The organism is Winogradskyella sp. HaHa_3_26 (assembly GCF_019278425.1).
Taxonomy (GTDB): domain Bacteria; phylum Bacteroidota; class Bacteroidia; order Flavobacteriales; family Flavobacteriaceae; genus Winogradskyella; species Winogradskyella undariae.
In genome coordinates this window covers 3,874,385-3,899,901 of sequence record NZ_CP058981.1, presented here as the reverse complement: position 1 = coordinate 3,899,901, position 25,517 = coordinate 3,874,385, and the positions used below count along the sequence as shown (strand labels likewise).

The following is a 25,517-nucleotide window of genomic DNA, read 5'->3' as shown; positions in this document are numbered from 1 at the left end:
CTTTAATTTTTAATTTACCAATCTCTAGACTCTTGTCTACGTAAAAGTATATTGTCTGCAATAACCAAAGCAGCCATAGCCTCTACAATTGGTACCGCTCTTGGCACAACACAAGGATCGTGTCTGCCTTTTCCTTGCATTTCTACAATTTCTCCGGCACTATTTAATGCATCTTGTTTCTGAATTACGGTAGCAACAGGTTTAAAAGCGACTCTAAAGTAAATATCCATACCATTACTAATACCTCCTTGTATACCTCCAGATAAATTAGTTATTGTACTTCCGTCTTTATTAAATAAATCGTTATGCTCACTTCCTGTCATTTTTGCACCACAGAAACCACTACCATATTCAAAACCTTTAACGGCATTGATGGACAACATGGCTTTTCCTAATTCGGCATGCAATTTATCAAAAACAGGTTCACCTAATCCAACAGGGACGTTTTGTATAACACAAGTAATTGTCCCTCCTATGGTGTCTCCTAATTTTTTAATTTCTTCTACTTTAGTAATCATTTTCTCTGCAGTAGCTTCATCTGGACAACGAATAGCGTTAGATTCTGTTTTACTAAAATCTAGAGCCTGATAAGGTTTATCTATAAAAATTTCTCCTACAGAAGACGTAAATGCGTTTATTTTAATTGATGCTATAAATTGTTTTGCAATAGCACCGGCAACAACTCTAGAAGCTGTTTCTCGAGCAGAACTACGTCCTCCTCCTCTATAATCTCTTACTCCATACTTTTTTTCGTAAGTATAATCTGCATGACTAGGACGATATACATCTTTAATATGCGAGTAATCTTTAGATTTTTGATTGGTATTATGAATTACAAAACCTATAGGCGTTCCGGTAGTAACACCCTCAAAAACACCTGAATAAAACTCTACAGTATCGGGTTCTTTTCGTTGTGTAACTATTTTAGACTGACCAGGCTTACGACGATTTAACTCATTCTGAATTGCTTCAAAATCTAGTTCAATTCCAGATGGACAACCGTCTATAACACCACCTATTGCTACGCCGTGAGACTCGCCAAATGTGGTGAGTTTGAATAACTTTCCGAATGAATTTCCTGCCATTACAATATAATTTTACGCTAATGTAAATGTTCTAAGACAGAAACAAAAATTGAAAAGTGCTTTTTACTGTGTTATTTCAATGTTAACATGGTTTTTAACTTACTTATTTTTCATAACAAAATAGTAACAATTTGCTTATAGTAAATTAATCATTGGTTTACAGTCAATTAACTAAAAACCTTGTTCTTTGTAATATATTCAAAAAACACATTGTGAATTTAAAACGAAAAGTTGAAATAGCCGTTATCTCTGATGTACACTTGGGTACCTTTGGGTGCCAAGCAAAACAACTTTTAACTTACCTGAATAGTATTGAACCTAAAAAACTAATTTTAAATGGGGATATTATTGATATCTGGCAATTTAAAAAACGTTACTTCCCAAAATCACATTTAAGTGTCATAAAAAAAATCATGGATTTTGCTGCAAATGGTGTTGAAGTCGTTTATATCACAGGGAATCATGATGAAATGCTTCGAAAATTCACTGATACCGAAATCGGAAACATATCTATCGTTAATAAGTTAGTCTTAGACTTAGATGGTAAAAAAGCATGGTTTTTTCATGGTGACGTGTTTGATATCTCTATTCAGAATGCAAAATGGTTAGCAAAACTTGGTGGTTGGGGTTACGATTTTTTAATCTTAATTAATGGCTGTGTTAATTGGTGTTTGCTAAAAATGGGTAGAGAACGTTATTCTTTATCTAAAAAAATAAAAAACAGTGTTAAAGGTGCTATCAAATATATTAACGATTTTGAAGAAGTTGCCACCGATTTAGCTATTAAAAATGGTTATGATTATGTGATTTGCGGACACATACATCAACCTAAAATGATTAGAAAAGAGAATAAATTAGGAAAAACAACTTACTTAAACTCTGGTGATTGGGTTGAAAATTTTACAGCGCTAGAATACCAATTCAAACGCTGGAAAATTTACAACTATAATAATGATAAATTAAGTCCTTTTTTTGCCGATGAAGACATTAAAGAGATGAACACACAAGATCTCATTGCGGCTATTACCATTGTTGAGCAACCTAAAAGAAAGAAAAAATTAAAGTAATGCTTCCTTTAATATTGTAATTGGATGTTTTGCTTTTCTACCTGTTCCATCTTTAATTTGATGTCTACAACTTGTTCCATTTGCTGAAATCATAGTATCTTCTGAAGCTTTTCTAATCGCAGGAAATAACGTTTGCTCACCTATTTGCATACTCACATCGTAGTGCTCTTTTTCGTACCCAAAACTTCCTGCCATACCACAACAACCACTAGGTATAACTGTGACTTTATAATTTGTAGGAAGGTTTAAAACATCAAAACTAGATTTCTGATTGGCTAATGCTTTTTGATGGCAATGACCATGAAATTTAATAGTCTTGGCTTCTTTAGTAAATTGATCTGAAGTAATATGTCCTAACGTAATTTCTTGCTGAATAAATTCTTCTATAATAAACGTATGCTTTGCGATAGATTTTGCTGCTTCTTTATCATCCGCTAACTTAAGATACTCATCTTTAAACGTTAATATAGCTGAAGGTTCTATTCCTATTAAAGGGGTGTTTTCTGATATTAAATCTTTAAAATGCGAAATATTTTTATTAGCCATTTTCTTGGCATCTTTCACTAAACCTTTAGATAACATAGCACGACCAGATTCTGAATGAGAAATAAGGTTTACTTTATAATTTAAGGTTGTTAAAAGTGAAATGGCATCTACTCCTATTTCAGTATCTAGATGATTAGTAAACTCATCATTAAACACATATATTTCTTTGATATATCTGCTTTCAAATTTCGGACTACAAAAGCTTTTAAACTCTTTTTCTAAACTCTTATATGATATTAAAGGTAAGCTTCGTTCTTTAGCAATTCCGCCTACAGATTTAATTATAGAACTTGTAAAACTATTAGTAAACATAAAATTGGTGATACCAGGAACAATACTTGCAAAACCATTAATTTTATTATTAAAGGCAAATAGTTTTGTACGCATTGGTACGCCATTTACTTTCTGATATTGGTATTGAAACTCTGCTTTTAAACTAGCAATATCTACACTACTTGGACATTCACTTTTACAGGCTTTACAACTTAAGCATAAATCGAAAACTTCTTTTAACTCTTTATGATCAAAGCGATTGGCTTTTTCGGAATTGGTTAAGAATTCTCTCAATGTATTAGCACGACCTCTAGTAGTATCCTTTTCGTTTCTTGTGGCTCTATAACTCGGACACATAACACCTCCAAACTCAGGTAATTTTCTACAATCACCAGATCCATTACATTTTTCTGCTGCACGTAAAATTCCTTGAGATTCCGAAAAGTCGAGTAAAGTTTCAATTTCAGGTTCTTTTCTCCCTACTTCATAACGTAAATTTTTATCCATAGGATAAGCATCTACAATTTTACCAGGATTAAAAATATTATTAGCATCAAAAGCTAATTTAATTCGTTTTACAATGGCATAATTTGCATCCCCAATCATAATTGGTATAAACTCTGCTCTCACTATACCATCACCATGCTCACCAGACATTGATCCTTTATATTTCTTTACTAATTGAGCAACATCAGTTGTTATTTTTCGAAATAAAACAACATCCTCTTTCTGTTTTAAATCTAGTATTGGTCTTAAATGCAACTCCCCTGCTCCTGCATGAGCATAATACACCGCGTTTTGGTGATAAGACTTCATTAATGCTGTAAACTCAGAAATATAAGCATCTAAATCTTCAACAGCCACGGCCGTATCCTCAATACAAGCTACCGCTTTTTTATCGCCTATAATATTTCCTAACAATCCTAAACCAGCTTTTCGTAATTCTACAGCTTTATCAATATCTTCCCCTTTTAAAATTGGCGCCGCATAAGATAATTGAAGTGTGTTTACTGCAATTAAAAATTGTTCAATATCCTTATGTAATTGCGCTTCTGTATCTGCTTTTAATTCACACATTAAAATAGCAGCAGGTTCACCTTCTACAAATTTTCGGTTTTCTTGCTGTGTTTTATTGTGTTTTGTAAGATTTAAAATGGTATGATCCATCATCTCACACGTATGCAAATTATATTGCATTACAGTTGCTACAGACTTTAAACAGTTAGCTATACTTTCAAAATGTAAAGCTATTATAGCACTTTCTGTTGGTGGCAACACATCTAATTGTAATGTGATTTCTGTTGTAAAAGCTAATGTTCCTTCACTACCAGACAATAATTGACACATATTAAAATCTACGTCTGAATTGGATAAAGCTGACGATTTTATCAATTCATCAATAGCATAACCTGTATTTCTTCGGTGTATTTCTGGCTTAGGGAAATTATCTTGAATTTGCTTCTGAACAATTTCTGATTTTAACTCGTTATAGATCTTGTTATAAATAGCGCCTTCAAGATTATCTAATTTTAATTTCTCTTGAAACGCTTCCTTAGATAAATTTGAAAATTCAGCATCACTTCCATCACTTAAAATAGTTTTTAGATTGATAACTTTTTCACGAGTTACTCCATATTGAATAGAGGTCGTTCCAGAAGAGTTGTTACCAACCATTCCACCAATCATACAACGATTAGAAGTGGATGTATTTGGCCCAAAAAATAAGCCAAAGGGTTTTAAATAATTATTAAGTTCGTCTCTAACGACACCTGGTTGTACGGTTACTGTCCGTGCTTTTTCATTAATATCTAAAATTCTGGTAAAATGTTTAGAAACATCTACTACAATCCCCTCACCAACACACTGACCCGCTAAAGATGTACCTGCTGTTCTAGGAATTAAAGATGTTTTATTGTCATTTGCAAAAGCAATCAATAATTTAATATCATTATTGTCTTTTGGTAAAGCTACTGCCAAAGGAAGTTTTCTATATACCGAAGCGTCCGTTGCATATAACTTTTGCATTAAATCATCAGTATGTAATTCTCCTTTTAATTTTGATTTTAAAGTTTGAAACTCTAAGCGCATTTCATTTTTCATAAGGGTTAATAATCGATCGAAACGAGTTATAAATTTGTCTTAAAAAAATGGTCAATCAGTCAATTTAGATTTAATTTTGACGTTATGAAGATTAGTATTAAACAAGATGCTAAAATTATGAATTTAAACTGTAAAATTATTATGAAGAAATTATTTTTATTAGGATTATTTACCATTGGATTTATAGGATTATCAAGTGCTCAAGAAATTGCTGACAATGCAATTGGACTTCGTTTAGGAGATAGTGATGGATTTGGTACTGAAATCTCTTACCAACGTGCATTAGGAGGTAATAATAGATTAGAAGCTGATTTGGGTTGGAGAAGTGGTAATGAGTATGATGGATTTAAATTAGCTGGTTTATACCAATGGATATGGAATATAGAAGGTGGATTTAACTGGTACGCAGGTGCTGGTGGAGGACTAGGGTCTTATAGTTATGATAATTATTATAATGATAATAGCGACTATGACGAAACTTTTGTTTTTGTTGCGGGTGACGTAGGATTAGAATACAGTTTTGACTTTCCTTTATTACTATCTCTAGATTTTAGACCTGAATTAGGTTTTGGAGATAATAATGATGATTTAGATTTTGATATTGCCTTAGGTGTGAGATACCAATTCTAAAAAAACAATAGCACATAATTTATTAAACCACCTTTACCAAGGTGGTTTTTTTATAGGGTAAAATATCTGATTTAATTAGGTTGTTTTTCACTTAAGTATTTCCAATAGCGTTTGGGAATATGTCTAATATGAAGTTTCATATTTTTGCGTGACTCAATATTGGTGGCTTTAAAATAATCTTGCCATAGTTTTTGAAACTCGAACTCTTGTGTGGCAAAAAAAGCATCATTTGTTTTGGTAAAATCAAAATTCTCAGGAAAATCCATTTGCATTACTTCTACATTTTGCAAATCATAAAACATTCCATAATTCCGTTTAATATCATAGATCACCCATTTTTGATCTGCATAACGTCTTTTAAAATGCTTTTCAATTAAAGGCAGCACGTTAAAATCGGGTTCTATATTGGAGAAATAAATAGCATCTTTTGTAAGTCTGAATCGCACAAAAGCTTCCATTCTATGTTTTTCTCTCCCAACGGATTTTGCTATTTGTGCTATTTTTAAAATGGAAAGGTGTGAATAATCTTTATCAACTTTTTTATGCTGCGAAAATGCATATTGTATATAATCTAAAAGCAAGTCTTCTACTCCACTCTGTTCACTTAAAAACGCATAATATAATTGGTAACTTCCTTGTGAGGATAATTTAGATTTTATGCCTTTCCATACCCGATTGGCTTTAGCTTCATTTGTATGAATGGTTTCATTTTCTGAAAACAAACCTTGTTGTACAGTAAATTCATTTTGAATTGTTACCGTTTTCAGCTTCTGTTCAAACACATAAAAAACTGCAGACAGAAATCCATCAAATGTACCATCATATATTAAGTTTTTAGCCATCATTTAACCGAATAAATTCAATTGATTACTTAGTGTTTTTTGATATTTACTAGTGGAATTCTGAAGTATGAATCCTTTAATTTTTTCGGGTGTTAAATCTCGTTTTTCAAACTGATTACTTTCACACACCATAAAATACTGTGCTCTATTTAAAGCAACTCCTATTTTTTTAAGGTGTTCCCAATTTAGTTTTCTAAAACGCCTAGCGTTAATAATTTTAAATACTGATTTCATACCCAAACCTGGTATTCTGGCTAACATGCGTTGATCTGCTGTATTTACATCTACAGGAAATTCATGTAAATTTCGCAAAGCCCAACTTAATTTTGGGTCTACATCTAAATCTAAATTCTGATGTTGTTCGTTTAAAATTTCGCTGACATCAAAACCATAAAAACGCATGAGCCAATCGGTTTGGTACAATCTATTTTCGCGAAGCATTGGCACCTCGCTTCCTATTTTCGGCAATCGACTATCATAACTTATAGGCACGTAACCCGAATAATAAACGCGTTTTAAATTGTAATTTTTATAAAAATGATTAGACGTTTGCATGATCTGAAAATCATTCTCACCACTCGCGCCTATAATCATTTGTGTGCTCTGACCTGCAGGAGCAAATTTGGGTGTACTTTTTATAATTTTCTTTTCAGCATTGTATTGAATAATTTCATTTTTCACCTTTACCATTGGCTTAATAAAATCTTCTCGTTTTTTATCTGGTGCTAATTTTTTTAGTCCTGCTTCTGTCGGTATTTCAATATTAACGCTTAATCGGTCTGCATAGAGTCCGGCTTCACGCATCAATTCATCTGAAGCTCCAGGAATAGATTTTAAATGAATATAGCCATTGAAGTTCTCTTCTTGTCGTAATTTTTTAGCCACAGCTACCAAACGTTCCATGGTATAATCTGCACTTTTAAAGATACCTGAACTTAGAAAAAGCCCTTCAATATAATTCCTTCTATAAAAATTAATCGTTAAATCTACCACTTCTTGAACCTTGAAAGCCGCACGTTTTACATCGTTACTTTTTCGGGTAACGCAATACGCACAATCAAAAATACAATGGTTGGTAAGTAAAATTTTGAGTAATGACACACAGCGACCATCTTCGGTATAGGAATGGCAAATCCCCATGCCTGTGGCATCTCCTAATCCTTTGTTAGTGTTAGCGCGCTTGCTTCCACTAGACGAACATGACACATCATACTTTGCAGCATCTGCAAGTATTTTTAATTTTTCTTGGGTACGTTGAAATGACAAATGTTTTCCTCTTTAAATTTTAATTCATTTTGTAAAACACAAAACTACTACATATAGCAGCTTTAAGTTGCCGCTAATTGTAGCAAGTAGTAGTTATAATTCTTAAACGTGTGAATGGGTTAAGATTTTTAGGAAATCCTTTAAATGCTTTTAGTAGTAAAACGTAAATTTAATTATTATGAAAAAATTCATAGTCTTAATCGCAATAATCCTGAATCAACATATGAGTGCACAGCACATTATACCTGAAGATATAAAAGACAACGTAGAAACTGCCTTGCAATATTATCCGCAACTAGAGCATACTAAAATTGAATTTCGGTTTAAGAAAAATATAAAAAAATCGACCATGCAAGCGCAACCTGTTCTTAGTAGTTTTTTTAAGAGCAGAAAAAACAGAAGCTATGTGATATTGATAAGTGAAAAATTTCAGATTGCAGATAAGGAATTTTCAACACGTCATATTCCAGATGCTATATTTATTGGTTGGATTGGTCATGAATTAGGTCACGTGATGGATTACCAAAACCGAAGTAAACTAAATTTGGTTTGGTTTGGCTTAAAGTATCTTTTATCTCAAAATCATATCATAGAAGCGGAGCGTGCTGCCGATAGTTTTGCTGTGGCTCATGGCATGGAAGGTTATATTTTAAAAACTAAAGACTTCATTTTAAACCATGCAGATATTACACAATCTTATAAAGATCGTATTATAAAATATTATCTGTCTCCAGAAGAAATTATGGAATTGGTAGAACACCGAGATGCAGAAAAATCTCTTGCTAGAGATTAATGAATGTTTATTTTTATAAAAAATATGTTAAAGGCAAAAAGCTATTATTTAAATAATAGCTTTTTTTATACTTAAATCGTTCGACTTAATTATTGTTAATTAATGAAGGCTTCCCAATCTGCAAATTTTTCTTCTCCCATTACACGCTCCATTTTTACTTGCCCTCCTTTTTTCTTATTTCTTTCGTTCCAATCGTGAAAACGACTTGGTGAAATTACTTTGACCTTTACACCTTTTAAAGCTTTGCTTCTTGCTACTTTATAATTTTTATTGGCTGTTTTTAACTCATCATCTAAAGCATTTGCCATTTGTTTTTCATCTGCACCTTTAAGGTCAGATCCTAAATACCAATAATGATAAAATTCATCATCATCTCCACGTTTGGCGCAAATGGTATATTCAGGAATTGTAGTATTAAATTGTTCTTCTAATTCTCGCATGGCAGTATCCATTTTATTTACTGACAATTGAGAACCCACGGTGTTTAAAAAGAATTTTGTTCGACCTGTAATTTTAATTTCTGCACGTTCAATATTTGTAAATTCAATAGTATCACCTATTAAATAACGCCAAGCACCACTAACGGTACTAATTATTAAAACGTAATCTTGATCTAATTCAACTTCGTTTAAAGTTAAAGCTGGTGCTTCATTTTTAAGAGAACCGTCTTCATTTATGTATTCAGGTTTAAAGGGCACAAATTCAAAATAAATACCATTATCGGTATTTAATTGCATGGCATCAGTTTCTGGTCGTACTTGCGTTGCAACATAACCTTCAGAAGCTAAATAGGTATCAATTACTGTGACAGGTTTACCTAGTAAAGCCTTAAAACTTTTTTCATAAGGAGCGAAAGCGACACCTCCTGAAGTATACACTTGTAAGTTTGGCCAAATCTCATGAATATTATTTAGATTATGATAGTCTATTACTTTTTGAAGCATCAATTCTATCCAAGATGGAATTCCGCTTAAAGCTCCAATATCCCAATCTTCAGCGCGTTCTGCTATTTTTTGCACACGCTCGTCCCAATCTTCAATTTGCGAAATCTCTTCGCCTGGTTTATAATAGCCTTTAAACCACGATGGAATATTACTAGCACTTATACCACTAATTTCACCCTCTAAATGATTATTGCTTTCTTCTAGGTCCGTTGAGCTACCAAGCATCATAATTTCTTTTTCGAAAAAATCGGCAGGAAGATCAAAATTCTTTAGAGCAAACACCTGTTTGATTCCTGCATTTCTTATGGCTTCAATCATGGCATCTGTTACCGGAATTCTTTTACTCGTTTTTCCTGTAGTACCAGAGCTTAAAGCAAAATATGATGGTTTTCCTGGCCAAGTAACATCGCTTTCGCCTTCATGATATTTATGCCACCACTTATTATTAATTTGATTATAATCGAAATAAGGTACAGACTTAGCAAAACTTTTTTGCGGATTAGAAGTTTCTAATATATGTTCAAAATCATAAAATTTACCGAACTGCGTATTCTTAGCGGTTTCTAGTAATTCTTTTAAGACTTTTTCTTGTGCTTCTTCATGAATTATTTCAGACGAAAATGTGTCTTTCAATTCAATTACTCCTTTTATTATGTTTCCTAAGATGGCCATTTTTTCGATTCTAGTGGTTAAATTTTATGTTGCCACTAAGGTCTTTAAAATGGTAAAAAGAACGTATTCCGTTTGCTAAAAGAATTAACCCATTTAAAAAATTTTGATTAGAAGTCTATTTCTTTCAATATTAAAAAATAAAACTAGTGCATTTAGCGTTCTTATTTCAACCACAAATTATTTTAAACTCTGTAATTTAATCCGATTAATTAAAAAATTATATGAGTTAAAGTAATCTAGCCAACCATGACATATTTAGAGGAACAAAAAATAAAAAATATATGGATGATTGGTTTAAATTTTCAACAGATGGATTTCTATCTATTATACTAACTGCTATAGGTATTTATATCGCTTTAATAATTTTAACACGGATAAGCGGTAAGCGTAGTTTTTCTAAAATGTCTAGCTTCGATTTTGCGATGACGGTTTCTATAGGTTCCATTTTAGCTACTGTTATTGTATCTAAATCGGTATCGCTTCAATATGGAATTCTTGGTTTAGTCATTATATATAGTCTACAAATGTTGGTTGCAACATTTAGGCAATGGCAACCTATTCAAGATTTAGTAGACAATAAACCTACTTTCTTAATGAAGAATGGTCAACTTTTAAAAGATAATCTTAAAAAATGTAAAGTGACCGAATCTGACGTAAAAGCCAAATTACGAGAAGCTAATGTTATTCAACTTTCTGAAGTAAAAGCGGTAGTTTTTGAATCTACAGGAGATATTTCTGTTTTACATGGTTCTGATGATAAAGTGGTTGATGCTTGGATTATTGATTTTTAAAACCAATTAAGTTATAGATTTTTTTCTGATATGAATGTTGTAGTCTAATTTCATTAGAGTTTATTTATGATGAAAATCGTAAAAATTATGTAGTTTTGCACATCTAAAAATTAAAAATTTATCATAATGAAAGATACTGCTTTATCTACTACTCACGAAGCACTTGGTGCAAAAATGGTTCCTTTTGCTGGTTATAATATGCCTGTACAATACGAAGGTGTAAATGCCGAACATGAAACTGTAAGGAAAGCTGTTGGTGTTTTTGATGTATCTCATATGGGAGAGTTTTTAATTGAAGGACCAAATGCTTTAGCTTTAATACAAAAAGTATCGAGTAATGATGCTGCTAAACTAGACATTGGAAACGCACAATACAGCTGTTTACCTAATGATGATAACGGTGTTGTAGATGATTTAATTATCTATAAATTAAAAGAAGAAACCTATTTATTAGTCGTTAATGCTAGTAATATTGAAAAGGATTGGAACTGGATTGCTTCTAAAAATGATGTTGGTGCTGAAATGCGAAATTTAAGTGAAGATTATTCTTTGCTAGCCATACAAGGTCCTAAAGCTGTAGAAGCTATGCAATCTTTAACAAGTCATGATTTATCAGCTATTAAATTTTATAACTTTATTGTTGGTGATTTTGCAGGTATTGAAAACGTAATTATTTCAGCTACGGGTTATACAGGTAGTGGTGGATTTGAAATTTATTGTAAAAACACAGAAGTAAAACAAGTTTGGGATAAGGTTTTTGAAGCTGGTGCCGAATTTGGAATTAAGCCTATTGGTTTAGCCGCAAGAGACACTTTGCGTTTAGAAATGGGTTACTGTTTATATGGTAATGATATTGATGATACTACGTCTCCTATTGAAGCAGGTTTAAGTTGGGTTTGTAAATTCAACAAAGAATTTACAAATAGCGAAGCTTTAAAGGCTGAAAAAGAAAATAAACCAGAACGCAAATTAGTAGCTTTTAAACTTGACGAACGCGGAATTCCACGTCATGGTTATCCTATTGTAGATGCAGAAGGACAAACAATTGGTGAGGTAACATCAGGAACTATGAGTCCAAGCTTAAGTATTGGTATTGGCATGGGATATGTAACTAAAGCATATGCTGCTGTAGATAGTAAAATATTTATTCAGGTACGTAAAAAAGCGATTCCTGCAACGGTTGTAAAACCTCCTTTTTATAAAGGATAATAGATTTGAATGTAGCTTTATTAATGACAGAAAAGAAATTAGATTCACAAAAGCATCGTATACTTATACTTGGTGCAAGTGGCTACATCGGAAATGCTATTTATAAAGAGTTAAATCCTTATTTTAAAACTTTTGGGACTTACAGAACACCTTTAAAAGCCTTTGAAATTAATAAACAGTTCTTCAACTATAACCTAGAGGAAGATGATGTTTATAAAATTTTAGAGGCTTGTAAACCAACCATTATTATCTCTGCGCTTCGCGGAAATTTTAATGCACAGGTCATTGCGCATCAACACATTGCAGAATATGCTTTGACCTTTGGTTCTAAAATTATTTTTCTATCATCTGCCAATGTTTTTGATGCTTATAGTAAATATCCAAGTTACGAATTAGATAAAACATTAAGTCATAGTGTTTACGGTCATTTTAAAATAAAAATAGAGAATTTATTTTTACGTCTTCCAGAAGAACAAGTGGCTATTATTAGAATCCCTATGCTATTTGGTGCTGCTTCTCCTAGGATTGAAGAGCTAAAACTAGCCATTACAAAAAATGAAGCTGTTGAAATATTTCCTAATTTAATAATGAATGTGATGCTTGATAAAAAGCTAACACAACAAATTCATTATATTATTAACAGAGATGAGCATGGCGTTTTACATTTAGGAAGTACCGATTTGGTATATCATAATGAATTCATTGAAGAAATCATTGCTATTTTAACGGATAAAAAAGTAGTTTTAAAACAAGTTTACACCACTAATGAAGATCGATATTTAGCGGTTCTTCCAAAATTTAATAAGTTACCCAAACACCTTCAAATTACGAGTCAAGAAATCATTAAAGAACTCGCAAAATGAGTTTATTAAACTAGGATTATTTCAAATAAAACAATTCATATATAATTTAAATTCAATAAAAAGTATTTAAAATTAAAATATATAGTCGCTAATTCTTCTTCAAAAGACTTCAGATTACTTGTTTTTAGCCCTATTAGACTTCTATCCTATTATTTTTTGTATTTAAATCCATTCGAATTCAAACATTTTTCAATAATTTCTTAGATTTGCTATGGTTAAAAATTTCACCTAGTGAATTCTTTGTGTTATTTCAATTATACCGCAGTAAAATATAATATCTAACAAGATTCTTGTTGTAACAAGAACTTAAAATAAATTTTAAAATGGGAAGAGCTTTCGAATTTAGAAAAGCAAGGAAAATGAAACGTTGGTCAGCTATGAGCAAAGCCTTTACGCGTATTGGTAAAGATATTGTAATGGCGGTAAAAGATGGTGGTCCGGATCCTGATAGTAATTCGCGTTTAAGAGCTGTAATTCAGAATGCAAAGGCTGTAAATATGCCGAAGGTCAATGTAGAACGTGCTATTAAAAAAGCGAGTGAAAAAGGCCAAGGTGATTATAAGGAAGTCCTTTTTGAAGGTTATGCACAGCATGGTATTGCTGTATTAGTTGAAACAGCAACGGATAATAATACCCGTACGGTAGCTAATGTTCGTTCTTATTTTAACAAAACAGATGGTAGTTTAGGAACTTCTGGTTCGGTTGTTTTTATGTTTGATCATACTTGTAATTTTAAAATTAAAGGTGATGATTTAGATTTAGAAGAATTAGAATTAGAGCTTATAGATACTGGTGTGGATGAAATTTTTGAAGACACCGATGAAGATGAAGACGGAACGGAACATACAAGTGTATTGATTTATGCACCGTTTGAGAGTTTTGGAAGTATTCAGTCTTATTTAGAGGAAAATAATATTGAAATTATTTCTTCTGGATTTGAACGTATTCCACAAGTTACAAAACAAGTAACTCCAGAACAAGCTGAGGATGTTGAAAAACTTCTAGAAAAATTAGAAGAAGATGATGATGTACAGAATGTATATCATACCATGGAAGAAACAGCAGAATAGTTTCTTACCCTAATTATTATTGACATTTACATATAAAAATGTCATTTTTTTTTGAGTTATTCAAATATTTAGTTTAACTTAATTGTTTAATATTCAATACTAAACACACAAATTTGTTTGTTTTCGGATAGGTTTGTGTGTTTAAAAGTGATTTAATTATACGATTAACATGACTATAACACTTCTACCTTTAAAACATAATAACCTCGATATCATTGGGATTAAATTTGCTTTTAATTATGAATTAAAATCTCAATTAAAAACATACGAAGCTGTTAAATGGTCTAAGACTTTACGTGTTTTCTATGTTCCAGATAATGCAATTCACAGACGAGGAATATATAATTTTCTAAGAGAAAAAGGGCATTATATGGATTATGGAGCTTTAAAAAAGCCTGTAGCAAAAGCCAATACAAAATCAAAAAAAATACTTAAGAGTTCTCAAATAGAACTTTACAAAAATCTACCAAGAGAAAAACGAATACTTATTAAGGAATGTATTGGTTACTTAAAAGGTAAGCGTTTAAGTGAAAGTACAATATCTACCTATGGTCATTTTATACTTCGTTTTGTAGATTTTACCAAAGATATTCCTAAAACCGAATGGAATATAAGAACACTCGAGCTATTTTTAGAGAAAGTGATCGCTTACGAAAATTACAGCATTAGCAGTCATAGACAATGCATTAGTGCTTTAAAATATTTTACAGCTTTTTGTAATGTTCCTGATTTTGACTCTCAAAATATTGAACGCCCTAAAAAGAGCAGATACCTACCTGTTGTTTTATCTAAAGAAGAAGTTATTGATCTTTTACAGGTTACCAAAAATCTAAAACATCGTGCTATTATTGGACTAATTTATTCTAGTGGATTAAGAATAGGAGAATTATTGAATTTACAACTAAGAGATATAGACTTAGACAGAAATCAATTATACGTTAAACAAGGTAAAGGCAGAAAAGACAGAACGGTTGTTTTGAGTCAGGTTTTAAAACCTCTACTTAATAATTATATTAGTACATACCGGCCAAAAACTTATTTTGTAGAAGGGCAACAAGGCAATATTTATAGTGCAAGTTCTGTGCGTAGTTTTTTAAAGAAATCGTGTGAATTAGCGAATATTTCGAAAAGCGTAACACCACATACATTAAGGCATAGTTTTGCAACACATATGCTAGAGAACGGTGTAGACTTACGCTATATTCAAGTTCTTTTAGGGCACAGTAAACCAGAGACCACAATGATATATACTCATGTGGCTCAGCATAGCTTAATGGAAATAAAGAGTCCTTTAGACGTTACTGTTGGAAATTTAGTTAAAAAGGATAATAACAACGAAAAACTGCTGTTATCCCGAAAATTTCAATGATAATTCACTATTATTGTGATGATATAACCAGTTGCCTACAATGCTGGAGCAAGTTTGCGGATTAAAAAGGCTTGGTTTTATTTTCGATTTTTTTTTAGAATTTTAAGAAAGTAAAAACGAAAAAACTATGTTGCGGAATTCTGAAAATCACGCTGAATTCTCACTCAAATGAGGAATGAAAAGCAACGTCGGAATTGCTTACTCAAAATCTGACTGAATTGCTGTACGGAATTTGACAAAATTACGGAAAATTGGAAACGGAACTAAACCTAAAAATAACGTCGGACTTCCACTCTACCGAAAAAATAATAAATCGGAATTTGAGCAAGTTTGAGGAATTGAAAACGAAAGAACTTACTCAAACCCTGAAAAGAGAAACGTTAAATTACAGTAAGAAAAAAGCACTGTAGGCAACAACGTATATAAAAAATTGCTACTTTTAGCTAAATCAAAAGGTCGTTGCATGTTTGCTACGTCTGAATTTCCGCTGGAAATTCTTCGCATGCAAACCCGCAACTTTACATATACAAAACCGTTGTGATTAATATTGCCGACTTTCGGTCATCCACCAAACATTGTAGCTTTCTTCGAGGTCTTTTAAGTTTCTAAAAATGATGTGATTTGAAAATCGACGTAGGAAGATTTTTAAAGCGCCAAACTGTTCGATTGAAATCGTTGAGAGCGCGCTCTCAGAACGTTTGAAAACGTTAAACAGTTTGTCTGAAGTTATTGAAAAAAAATGAGAAAGTCAAGTTTATTGTATTATTTAACATTAACAAATACCTGATTGACAGTTCCTTACATTAATGTTTTTTTCAATAACTCATCATTTTCAGAAATTTAAATAATAAGGATTCGAAGAAAGCTTTTATTTTAAAACAAGCCATATATCGGTATATAACCAATTTTAAAACAAAACAAGGTTTGGTGGCTGGCTCTTTATGTAGCGTCGTCAAGACTACGTATTTTAAATTTTTTGTAGATAACTAAATCTAAACCTATAATAAAGATCCTGGAAAGCTATAAACGAAATAGAAAAGAAAAATACTAAACACAACAGCGTATATAAATAATAGCTAAGTCATTGGTCTCATTTATTTTTCGTTACTTTATAAACAGATATACAATCCGAATAGCAGTTGAATATTTAAGGCTACTATTCATATACGTACACCGTTGTAAGTAATGCCGAAAAACCCAGAAACCGAGTGAATAAAACGATATTTGAAATTACCAAAATGGACTGTCCTTCAGAGGAAAATCTAATCCGAATGAAATTGGACGGAATTTCAAGTATTGCGAATCTGGACTTTGATATTCCGAATCGAAAATTGACTGTTTTTCACAGCGGAGAAATTGACCAAATCGAAAAGTCAGTTATCGAACTGAATTTAGGCGGAAAAAAAATCTCAACGGAACAAACCGACCAAACGGAATTTAAAGAAAACGCAAACCAAAAAAAGCTACTTTGGTCTGTACTTGCAATCAATTTTGCTTTTTTCATTATCGAAATGACAACAGGAATTATCTCAAAATCAATGGGACTTGTTGCAGACAGTTTGGATATGCTTGCCGACAGTTTCGTGTACGGAATTAGTTTGTTTGCGGTTGGAGGAACTATAGTTAAGAAAAAGCGGATTGCAAAACTTGCTGGATATTTTCAAATTACACTTGCGATTATCGGATTTGTGGAAGTTTTAAGAAGATTTTTCGGAGACGAGAAATTACCCGATTTTTCGACAATGATTATCGTTTCGATTTTTGCACTTATCGCAAACGGAATTTGTCTTTACATTTTGCAAAAGTCAAAAAGCAAAGAAGAGGCTCATATGAAAGCGAGTATGATTTTTACATCAAATGACGTGATTATCAATTTAGGAGTAATAATTGCTGGAATTTTGGTAAATTGGTTGAGTTCGAGTAAACCTGATTTAATTATCGGAACAATCGTTTTTATTTTGGTAATTCAAGGAGCGTTTCGGATTTTGAAATTAAGTAAGTGAATGAAAAAAGCACTACTTACAACACCGTGTATAATTAATTGCTAGGTTCTTCCCTACTTACGAATATTCCTGCGGAATATTCACGGGTTCGTAAAAGTTTGCTAACTTAGTTGCTTAAACACGCAACTAACCATACACAAAACCGTTGGCAGCAATGCGTGTGCGGCAAAGTCCAACTCTAAATTGGAACTTATACAAATCTGAATTTTAAGAATAAAAATAAAATTGGATTTTCAAAACATTGGAATGAAAATCATAACTCAGGAATTACAAGCAGAACGGAAAATTACGGTTAGAAAATAACTTCATCGCAATAAAAAAGCCTAGTTTCTTTTTCGCGATTTTTTTTTTGACTTTTAAGTAAGTAAAATCAGAAAAAATGGAGTCGGAAATTTTAATTTCTTGCGGAACTAAATTGGAATAATTATCTAATTCATTAGACACGAGAACTAGAATTTGATAAGTTTCCTCGATATTAAAAATATAACGCAGGATTTCCAAGCTGAACGTAAAATGCGTGTCTGATTAGCAACAACGCAGGACTAAAAACAGATTATCTATCGATTTATTTAATGTTTAAGTTAATTAGAGAACTAATTGAAGTATATTAAATTATCGTTTATTTAAAAAACATAGCGGATAAAAAAATAAGCACGGCTGCCAACACCGTGTATATTTAATTGCTTTGTTTCTGCTTATCTGGAATATTCCTTCGGAATATTCTCAGGTTCGTAAAAGTTTACTAAATTAGTTGCCTAACCACGCAACTAAGCATACACAAACACGTTGTGATTAATATTGCCGACTTTCGGTCATCCACCAAACATTGTAGCTTTCTTCGAGGTCTTTTAAGTTTCTAAAAATGATGTGATTTGAAAATCGACGTAGGAAGATTTTTAAAGCGCCAAACTGTTCGATTGAAATCGTTGAGAGCGCGCTCTCAGAACGTTTGAAAACGTTAAACAGTTTGTCTGAAGTTATTGAAAAAAAATGAGAAAGTCAAGTTTATTGTATTATTTAACATTAACAAATACCTGATTGACAGTTCCTTACATTAATGTTTTTTTCAATAACTCATCATTTTCAGAAATTTAAATAATAAGGATTCGAAGAAAGCTTTTATTTTAAAACAAGCCATATATCGGTATATAACCAATTTTAAAACAAAACAAGGTTTGGTGGCTGGCTCTTTATGTAGCGTCGTCAAGACTACGTATTTTAAATTTTTTGTAGATAACTAAATCTAAACCTATAATAAAGATCCTGGAAAGCTATAAACGAAATAGAAAAGAAAAATACTAAACACAACAGCGTATATAAATAATAGCTAAGTCATTGGTCTCATTTATTTTTCGTTACTTTATAAACAGATATACAATCCGAATAGCAGTTGAATATTTAAGGCTACTATTCATATACGTACACCGTTAACTACAAGCTGATTCCAAATCAACATTTTTTTAAAATTTAAACATCAAATTACCAAATTTGGATTGATTACTCAGATGAATAATGCAACCTGAAAAGCATTACGGAGTAAACTCAACTTGACTAAATAACCAAGATAATTTAAATTTAAAAAATTAAAGAAAGTAAACCAACTTACAACTCACTCTACTCTATTTGATAATTAAAACAACTAAGATAAATTGAGATTAAAAAGATTGATAAAGGAAACCAAGATTCAAAAGAAAACGTTTATCATTACGGCTGAACTAACACGCAGGAAAACCAATCTGTACTAATCTGGGATTCACTAAACGGAGTAATACGCTTAAACTCTTGCGAGAATTTAAGTTCCAAAATGAATTTAAAGGAAAATATAAATATTTTGAACGCTGCCTAAATAGAAAAAAGCCTGTAGTTAACAACGTGTATAATTAATTGCTTTTTTTAGATTACATGCGAAAATTCCGCTGGAATTTTCTCGGGTTCGGTCTATTTTTGCTAACTTAGTCGTTTAACCACGCAACTAACTTATACACAAAACCGTTGTAGCACATTTGAGAAACAATGAAACCTGAATTAAAATATATAGAATTGAAAAGCGGATTTGGTGATACTGGACCAGCTTGGATTGGAATGGCGGAATTTTCAAAATCTGGCAGAACTGTTTATTTTAATGGAAAGGCTCTTAAAAACTCAAATGCACAAGGAATCGCAGGAAATTACTACGACATAGAAAGTGGAGATGAATATTGGGTTTCTGGAATAAAGAAAAACGGAACTGACCGACATTGGGCTGGAGGCGGAAAAGTAATGATTGACCGAAATGTTATTGACCTTTATTTAAGTTTGGTTGACTTCAATATGTTGGATAAAAATCGATTTGAATTAGTGGACATTTTGCCAACTGACAAACAAAAGTTTGCGGAATTAGAGAATAAAAAGTTAGCTTAAGCATCTGAAATTAATGTTGATAACTGTTATTAACTTTCTAAAAATCAATCGGAATAATTAATTATCTTTGATTTATCGAAGCGATTATCTACATAATATCAATTCTGACTTTTATTAAAGAAATATTCTTTTTTATTAAGAGCAAAGAAGTGGATTCCCTTTTTAAAAAAACCTATTAATGTTGATAACTTGTTATAAGGTTTTATAAAATACCCTTTTTTATTCCAATTAATTTTAGTAAAAACGTGCTACAACACCGTATAAAATTAATTGCTAGTTCTTGCATACTTACGAAAGTCCTCGCGGACTTTCTATCTGTGTTTTATTTGCTAACTTTAGTGCTTAAAACACGCAACCAATCTTATACAAGACCGTTGTAGGTAATTTGACCAACGAGAATGGAAAACAATAATGAATTGAAAAAACAGGAAAGGACAATCCGAAAAAGTCTTGCATTGGTGTTTATTCCAATTTTTATTGTAATTATTTCTATCTCATTAATTCAAAACAAATCGGAGAGTTTTCTTGAAAAAGAATATAAAAATATCCGAAATAACTCATACTCTGGAAAAATAACAAACTTATTATCTGACAAAGATAACGGACGAACAAGACCGATTTTAATTGACAATAAATGGGAAAAACAAATTCCTTTTTTTATACACGAAAAACTGAATATTGGAGATTCCTTGTTTAAGAAAACTGACTCTGATTTTGAATATTATGTTCGAAAATCAAAAACGGACACTATAAAAAGAGATGTGAATAAATTTTATCGGAAAAAATATTTTGACAAACTGAATGAAAAATAAAAAACTACCTACAACACCGTGTATATTTAATTGCTTTATTGAGCCTACTTGCGAATATTCCTTCGGAATATTCACAGGTTCGTAAAAGTTTCCTAAATTAGTTGCTCAACCGCGCAACTAATCATACACAAACACGTTGGCAAACATTTAAAAATGAGACTAATAACACTATTTTTTATTGTATTAATAAACTTTTCTTATAGTCAGGAAATAAAATATCATAACCCGAATTTTGATTTTGAAAATGGAAAGAAATATTTTCTGTTTGGAAACGACGTGAAATTTAGAGAGCTACCTGATTTATCTTCTAAAACAATTGATTTATTGAAAATTGGAACAGAAATAGAAATAGTTGAAAAAACAGAAAATAAACTAAACTATAATGGAATTGAATCGCCTTTTTATAAAGTTAAGCATAACAACAAAGTTGGTTATATTCTTGGAGGCTTAATTTCTTTAGAAAAAAAGGAAATCAATAACTCGAAATACTTTTTTGCATATAAAAAAGATGAAAATAATTATTCAATTATAATTCGCCTTTTAAATAACAAATCTGAAATTATAGAAGTTAAATCTATTTTATCAACAACTGAATTTTCTGTTGATATTTTTGGCAATAAAGGAATTGAAAATATTGACAATATCTTATTTATAAATTATTTAGCAGAAGCTTGTGGAATTGATGGTGGTGGAATTTTCTTTTTTAAAACAAAATCTGAATTAGTAAAAGTTTTGGAAATATCTCAAGTTTCTGATGCAGGTGTTTACTGGTTAGAAGAAAAATTAATTTTTCCAAAAGAAAAAGATGGAGTAAAAGGAAAAATAGTTTATCAAAAAGAAATTGGAAATTATGAAGATGAGGAAACAAATTGGATTGAAATAAAAAAAACAAGTAGAGAGCTTGAATGGAAAAATGGAGTTTTAAATCCGAAATTAGAAAATGAAAAATAAAAAAACGATTTGCCAACAACATATATAATTTATTGCTGGCAAAAAGCTTACTTGCGAAAATCCTCGCGGATTTTCTTGGTCAGTAATTATTTACTAAATTAAGTGCTTAAACCACGCAACAAACCATATATAAACACGTTAACTACAAGCTGATTCCAAATCAACATTTTTTTAAAATTTAAACATCAAACTAACAACTTTGGATTGATTACTCGGATGAATAATGCAAACTGAAAAGTATTACGGAGTAATCTCTATTTGATTAAATAAACCAAGATTATTTCAATTATAAAAATTAAAGAAAGTAAAACAACTTAAAAATCACTCTGCTCTGCTTTAATTTTAAAAGGAACTAAGATAATTTAAGATTAAAAAAACTAATATAGGAAACCAAATATCAGCTCACTCTACTCTATTTGATAATTAAAACAACTAAGATAAATTGAGATTAAAAAGATTGATAAAGGAAACCAAGATTCTAAAGAAAACGTTTATCATTACGGCTGAAATACCACGCAGGAAAACCAATCTGTACTAATCTGGATTCGCTAAACGGAGTAATACGCTTAAACTCTTGCGAGAATTTGAGTTACAAAATAAATTCAAAGGAAAATTTAAATATTTTGAACGCTGCCTAAATAGAAAAAAGCCTGTAGTTAACAACGTGTATAATTAATTGCTTTTTTTAGATTACTTACGAAAATTCCGCTGGAATTTTCTCGGGTTCGGTCTATTTTTGCTAACTTAGTCGCTTAACCACGCAACTAACTTATACACAAAACCGTTACCCACAATATGAAAAACCTACTTGCAATCACAGTTCTTCTAATTTCAAACTTTTGTTTTGGTCAACTAAAATCAGTAATTATTGACAGCGAAACAAAAGGAAAAATACCTTACGTAAATATTTGGGTTGAAAATGAAAACATTGGAACAACATCAAATGAAAATGGAGAATTTGAATTAGAAATTGCTGAAACGAAAATTATTTTGTTTTCTGCAATCGGATTTGAAACAAGAAAAATATCTTCTGATTCTATAAAGAATATTGTGGAATTAAAACCACTCATCACCGAACTAAATGAAGTAGTTCTTAAATCTAAAAAAGAGAATAAAAAATTAGTTATTGGTAAATTTAAGAAATCTAAAATCAATCATTATTTTGCTTGTGGAACAACACCCTGGATTTCAGCAAGATATTTTAAATTTCAAGAAGATTATAATAAAATCTCATTTCTAAATAAAATTAGAGTCTTAACGAATAGTGATGTTGTCAATTCGAAATTTAACATACGGTTTTATAGTGTAAATAAAAATGGCGAACCAGAAGATTACATCTTTGATGAAAACATTATTGGAATAGCTAAAAAAGGAAATAAAATAACTGAAGTGGATATATCAGATTTGAATATTGAATTCCCTAAAGAGGGTTTTTTCATAGCGATAGAATGGCTGATAATCGAATCCAACAAACACGAATACAGCTACACAATGTCAGATACTGGAAAAAAACTAACTGGAATTTCTTATGAACCAGCAATCGGAACTGTTCCTGCTGATACTGATGAAAACAGCTGGATTTTCACACAAGGAAAATGGAGAAAAATGCATAAAAACAGTAGTGGAACTTTAAAAAGATATAAAGATAAATACAACTTATTAGCAATTGAATTAACACTAACAAATTAAAAATACTGTGGGTAACACCGTGTATAATTAATTGCTAGGTTCTAGCCTACTTGCGAAAATTCCTGCGGAATTTTCACAGGTTCGTTAAAGTTTACTAAATTAGGTGCTTAACCACGCAACTAACCATACACAAACACGTTGGCAAACATTTAAAAGATGACCTGTAAGAACAATAAACTTTTACTGATTTTATTTATAATACTTTCTTGTAGTAAAGTTCCAATAAAAAAAAATATTAATCCGAATGAAAACGAATTTCAAGATTTTTATAAAAAAGATAGTTCATACATATCAGACTTAAATATTAAAAGTCAAAAAATTTTAAATCCAAAATTCAATTCCCTTAACGATACAACAATACTTAAAATTGAAGATAGTAAATCTGTTAAAGTTCTTGAAAATTACTATGAAAAAAAGAAACTTTTCTATAAAAAATATCCGCTTGATAAATTAAATAATGAAGAGGATTATATTCCTTATGCTTGTAAATATATAACTGGAGACGCACGATTAATCAACGAAGTAAAAAATATAATCAATTCAGGTAATAGGGATTCAATAAGACAACTTTTAAAAAAATTTAATACACCATCATGTTTTAGAGATAATAAAATTTCGGATACACTTTTGTCTAATTTTATTGTAAAATCATTAAATGAGCCATATTATGTAGACTATGTGATTCCGTTGGTAATGCATCTCGATAGACCTGATAACGTAAAATTACTCGAAAATCATTCATCCATAGTTAAGCTCGAAAATGAATACAAATTAATTTATCATTTAGTTGAAGGCAATAGTAAAATAGGTGTTGAAAAATTTAAAGAATTAATTATTAAAGAAAAGGACAGTATACTTTATAAAAGTGATTTGAATGGAATATTAAATTTAGTTAAAAGCAAATACCATGGTAAAAGAATTGATGAAAAATATAAAACTGAAATATCATCTCTTGCAATAAACAATATATTCTACTCTATATTATTAAAAACTAAAAAACGAGATGACACTTATAGCTCAAGAATTAAAATTTACAGCACAGGAAGAACCGGAAGATTAAATGGAAATTCAAATTTATCTGACCTAATTGAAAAATCTGATAAAGAAATTATACCTTTTCTAGTCGCCCTAAAAGGACAAAAACCAAAATTCTCTACTTTAAATATAAATTTTATAAATTTTTATCTCTTAAAATTTGGTTATAATATCAGCGAGAAAGAATTTAAAAATGTAGTAAACGACAAAGGGCTTTTAAGATATATGTGCAAAAACAATATAGTTATTGACGAGATTAAAAGTTCAGAAGAATTCTATAAAAACATTTTTAAAGATTATATTACTTCGAGAGATATTAATGATTTTAGATTCAACAAATCCATTATCTATAATGTCTTACCTTATTTTAAATCAACTGAACATGATTTTTTTAAAAATCAGATAATTGGACTTTTAGAGGAAAAAGAGGAATTTTTGCCTATTAAAACCCAAAGAGAAAGAGCAAATAAACTAATAAGTCTTCATAATAATATGAATGAAAACAAATTAGAAATTTTAAATTACTTGAAAGAAATAAGCTTTTTATCAAAAAATGAATCCGAAATGATTCGAGATAGCTTGTCAAATATATCCGATAATACAGAAACTATTACTTCTAACTTATTTAATGTAGTATCTCATAGTGGGAAAATAATAAGATTTTTAAATGGCTATAAAGGCTCTGTTGAAGAGTTAGAACTTAGTTCTAATATATACCTCAGAGAATTTAAAACACAAACATGGTCTAATTTAAATAAAGAAATTAATAAAGTATGTATAATTTTTAATAACAAAGCTTATGCTTTAGAACTTAGTAAATACTTACCATATGAATGTAAACTTGATAAATTAGTTGTAATGATAAATTTTATCTTAAAAGACAATGGTATTAATGATAAAGTAATTCCTTATAATAAAATTTCATGTTCTATATATGGATGTTTTATTGGAAATGAAAATACAGTTAACAGGATTATATCGAAATATATAGATTACTAAAAACGATTTGCCAACACCGTGTATAATTAATTACTTGGTTCGTGCTTACTTACGAAAATCCTCTCAGATTTTCTATTTGGTTATTATTTAGTAAGTTAATCGCTTAAT

General features: G+C 30.7%; 19 protein-coding genes. 14 read left to right on the top strand and 5 right to left on the bottom strand.

What is annotated here, in order from left to right; genetic code table 11:
• Nucleotides 1–14: 14 nt before the first annotated feature.
• A complete protein-coding gene (gene aroC / locus H0I32_RS16985) occupies nucleotides 15–1,085 on the bottom strand; it encodes a chorismate synthase (protein ID WP_179313281.1) in 1,071 nt (356 codons plus the stop codon).
• Between the two features lie 212 nt (nucleotides 1,086–1,297).
• On the opposite strand from aroC, the gene H0I32_RS16980 reads away from it, so the two are divergent.
• Nucleotides 1,298–2,152, top strand: coding sequence for a UDP-2,3-diacylglucosamine diphosphatase (locus H0I32_RS16980; RefSeq protein ID WP_179313282.1), 855 nt, complete (start codon nucleotides 1,298–1,300; stop codon nucleotides 2,150–2,152).
• Here the strand turns inward: H0I32_RS16980 and H0I32_RS16975 are convergent.
• Nucleotides 2,144–5,071 (bottom strand): FAD-binding and (Fe-S)-binding domain-containing protein, encoded by a 2,928-nt coding sequence (locus H0I32_RS16975; protein WP_179313283.1) that lies wholly within the window; start codon nucleotides 5,069–5,071, stop codon nucleotides 2,144–2,146. The two genes, H0I32_RS16980 and H0I32_RS16975, sit on opposite strands and share 9 nt — an antisense overlap.
• A gap of 141 nt (nucleotides 5,072–5,212) precedes the next feature.
• Here H0I32_RS16975 and H0I32_RS16970 point away from each other — a divergent pair, with 141 nt between their 5' ends.
• Nucleotides 5,213–5,701, top strand: a complete 489-nt coding sequence (locus tag H0I32_RS16970; protein ID WP_179313284.1) for a hypothetical protein — start codon at nucleotides 5,213–5,215, stop codon at nucleotides 5,699–5,701.
• A gap of 71 nt (nucleotides 5,702–5,772) precedes the next feature.
• Here the strand turns inward: H0I32_RS16970 and H0I32_RS16965 are convergent, their stop codons facing one another.
• Together H0I32_RS16965 and H0I32_RS16960 are read right to left on the bottom strand one after the other, a co-directional pair.
• A complete protein-coding gene (locus tag H0I32_RS16965; protein ID WP_317618112.1) occupies nucleotides 5,773–6,543 on the bottom strand; it encodes a TIGR03915 family putative DNA repair protein in 771 nt (256 codons plus the stop codon).
• A gap of 3 nt (nucleotides 6,544–6,546) precedes the next feature.
• Nucleotides 6,547–7,809, bottom strand: coding sequence for a putative DNA modification/repair radical SAM protein (locus H0I32_RS16960; RefSeq protein ID WP_179313286.1), 1,263 nt, complete (start codon nucleotides 7,807–7,809; stop codon nucleotides 6,547–6,549).
• A gap of 178 nt (nucleotides 7,810–7,987) precedes the next feature.
• On the opposite strand from H0I32_RS16960, the gene H0I32_RS16955 reads away from it, so the two are divergent.
• The gene (locus H0I32_RS16955) at nucleotides 7,988–8,602 is read left to right on the top strand and encodes a hypothetical protein (RefSeq protein ID WP_246293588.1); all 615 of its coding nucleotides are present in this window, start codon (nucleotides 7,988–7,990) and stop codon (nucleotides 8,600–8,602) included.
• 95 nt (nucleotides 8,603–8,697) lie between these two features.
• Here H0I32_RS16955 and H0I32_RS16950 read toward each other — a convergent pair whose 3' ends face one another.
• Nucleotides 8,698–10,218 (bottom strand): GH3 auxin-responsive promoter family protein, encoded by a 1,521-nt coding sequence (locus H0I32_RS16950; protein ID WP_179313287.1) that lies wholly within the window; start codon nucleotides 10,216–10,218, stop codon nucleotides 8,698–8,700.
• Nucleotides 10,219–10,499: 281 nt separating this feature from the next.
• Between H0I32_RS16950 and H0I32_RS16945 the strand changes: the two genes are divergently transcribed.
• From H0I32_RS16945 to H0I32_RS16895, 11 genes are all read left to right on the top strand, one after another.
• Nucleotides 10,500–11,009 carry a DUF421 domain-containing protein gene (locus tag H0I32_RS16945; RefSeq protein ID WP_179313288.1) on the top strand — a complete coding sequence of 170 codons (510 nt, stop codon included), beginning with the start codon at nucleotides 10,500–10,502 and terminating at the stop codon, nucleotides 11,007–11,009.
• 126 nt (nucleotides 11,010–11,135) lie between these two features.
• Nucleotides 11,136–12,218: a glycine cleavage system aminomethyltransferase GcvT gene (gene gcvT, locus H0I32_RS16940; protein WP_173588889.1), complete on the top strand. Its 1,083-nt coding sequence runs from the start codon at nucleotides 11,136–11,138 to the stop codon at nucleotides 12,216–12,218.
• 23 nt (nucleotides 12,219–12,241) lie between these two features.
• Entirely contained in the window at nucleotides 12,242–13,081 is an 840-nt protein-coding gene (locus tag H0I32_RS16935; protein ID WP_179313289.1) for a sugar nucleotide-binding protein, read from the top strand.
• A gap of 323 nt (nucleotides 13,082–13,404) precedes the next feature.
• The gene (locus H0I32_RS16930; protein ID WP_173588891.1) at nucleotides 13,405–14,151 is read left to right on the top strand and encodes a YebC/PmpR family DNA-binding transcriptional regulator; all 747 of its coding nucleotides are present in this window, start codon (nucleotides 13,405–13,407) and stop codon (nucleotides 14,149–14,151) included.
• A gap of 169 nt (nucleotides 14,152–14,320) precedes the next feature.
• Nucleotides 14,321–15,520 (top strand): site-specific tyrosine recombinase/integron integrase, encoded by a 1,200-nt coding sequence (gene xerA / locus H0I32_RS16925; protein ID WP_179313290.1) that lies wholly within the window; start codon nucleotides 14,321–14,323, stop codon nucleotides 15,518–15,520.
• Nucleotides 15,521–16,728: 1,208 nt separating this feature from the next.
• Entirely contained in the window at nucleotides 16,729–17,523 is a 795-nt protein-coding gene (locus H0I32_RS16920; protein WP_162838496.1) for a cation transporter, read from the top strand.
• 2,013 nt (nucleotides 17,524–19,536) lie between these two features.
• Nucleotides 19,537–19,923, top strand: coding sequence for a hypothetical protein (locus H0I32_RS16915; protein WP_179314780.1), 387 nt, complete (start codon nucleotides 19,537–19,539; stop codon nucleotides 19,921–19,923).
• A gap of 398 nt (nucleotides 19,924–20,321) precedes the next feature.
• A complete protein-coding gene (locus tag H0I32_RS16910; RefSeq protein WP_179314779.1) occupies nucleotides 20,322–20,735 on the top strand; it encodes a hypothetical protein in 414 nt (137 codons plus the stop codon).
• Between the two features lie 153 nt (nucleotides 20,736–20,888).
• The gene (locus H0I32_RS16905; RefSeq protein WP_179314778.1) at nucleotides 20,889–21,686 is read left to right on the top strand and encodes an SH3 domain-containing protein; all 798 of its coding nucleotides are present in this window, start codon (nucleotides 20,889–20,891) and stop codon (nucleotides 21,684–21,686) included.
• A gap of 795 nt (nucleotides 21,687–22,481) precedes the next feature.
• Nucleotides 22,482–23,375, top strand: a complete 894-nt coding sequence (locus H0I32_RS16900; protein WP_179314777.1) for a carboxypeptidase-like regulatory domain-containing protein — start codon at nucleotides 22,482–22,484, stop codon at nucleotides 23,373–23,375.
• Nucleotides 23,376–23,531: 156 nt separating this feature from the next.
• Entirely contained in the window at nucleotides 23,532–25,409 is a 1,878-nt protein-coding gene (locus tag H0I32_RS16895; protein ID WP_179314776.1) for a hypothetical protein, read from the top strand.
• The last annotated feature ends 108 nt before the right edge of the window (nucleotides 25,410–25,517 follow it).

Excerpts from the sequence above, each read along its gene's own strand:
- aroC (WP_179313281.1), bottom strand. The coding sequence starts at position 1,085 with ATGGCAGGAAATTCATTCGGAAAGTTATTCAAACTCACCACATTTGGC.
- H0I32_RS16975 (WP_179313283.1), bottom strand. The coding sequence starts at position 5,071 with ATGAAAAATGAAATGCGCTTAGAGTTTCAAACTTTAAAATCAAAATTA.
- H0I32_RS16970 (WP_179313284.1), top strand. The coding sequence starts at position 5,213 with ATGAAGAAATTATTTTTATTAGGATTATTTACCATTGGATTTATAGGA.
- H0I32_RS16965 (WP_317618112.1), bottom strand. The coding sequence starts at position 6,543 with ATGGCTAAAAACTTAATATATGATGGTACATTTGATGGATTTCTGTCT.
- H0I32_RS16955 (WP_246293588.1), top strand. The coding sequence starts at position 7,988 with ATGAAAAAATTCATAGTCTTAATCGCAATAATCCTGAATCAACATATG.
- H0I32_RS16950 (WP_179313287.1), bottom strand. The coding sequence starts at position 10,218 with ATGGCCATCTTAGGAAACATAATAAAAGGAGTAATTGAATTGAAAGAC.
- H0I32_RS16945 (WP_179313288.1), top strand. The coding sequence starts at position 10,500 with ATGGATGATTGGTTTAAATTTTCAACAGATGGATTTCTATCTATTATA.
- gcvT (WP_173588889.1), top strand. The coding sequence starts at position 11,136 with ATGAAAGATACTGCTTTATCTACTACTCACGAAGCACTTGGTGCAAAA.
- H0I32_RS16935 (WP_179313289.1), top strand. The coding sequence starts at position 12,242 with ATGACAGAAAAGAAATTAGATTCACAAAAGCATCGTATACTTATACTT.
- H0I32_RS16930 (WP_173588891.1), top strand. The coding sequence starts at position 13,405 with ATGGGAAGAGCTTTCGAATTTAGAAAAGCAAGGAAAATGAAACGTTGG.
- xerA (WP_179313290.1), top strand. The coding sequence starts at position 14,321 with ATGACTATAACACTTCTACCTTTAAAACATAATAACCTCGATATCATT.
- H0I32_RS16915 (WP_179314780.1), top strand. The coding sequence starts at position 19,537 with ATGAAACCTGAATTAAAATATATAGAATTGAAAAGCGGATTTGGTGAT.
- H0I32_RS16910 (WP_179314779.1), top strand. The coding sequence starts at position 20,322 with ATGGAAAACAATAATGAATTGAAAAAACAGGAAAGGACAATCCGAAAA.
- H0I32_RS16905 (WP_179314778.1), top strand. The coding sequence starts at position 20,889 with ATGAGACTAATAACACTATTTTTTATTGTATTAATAAACTTTTCTTAT.
- H0I32_RS16900 (WP_179314777.1), top strand. The coding sequence starts at position 22,482 with ATGAAAAACCTACTTGCAATCACAGTTCTTCTAATTTCAAACTTTTGT.
- H0I32_RS16895 (WP_179314776.1), top strand. The coding sequence starts at position 23,532 with ATGACCTGTAAGAACAATAAACTTTTACTGATTTTATTTATAATACTT.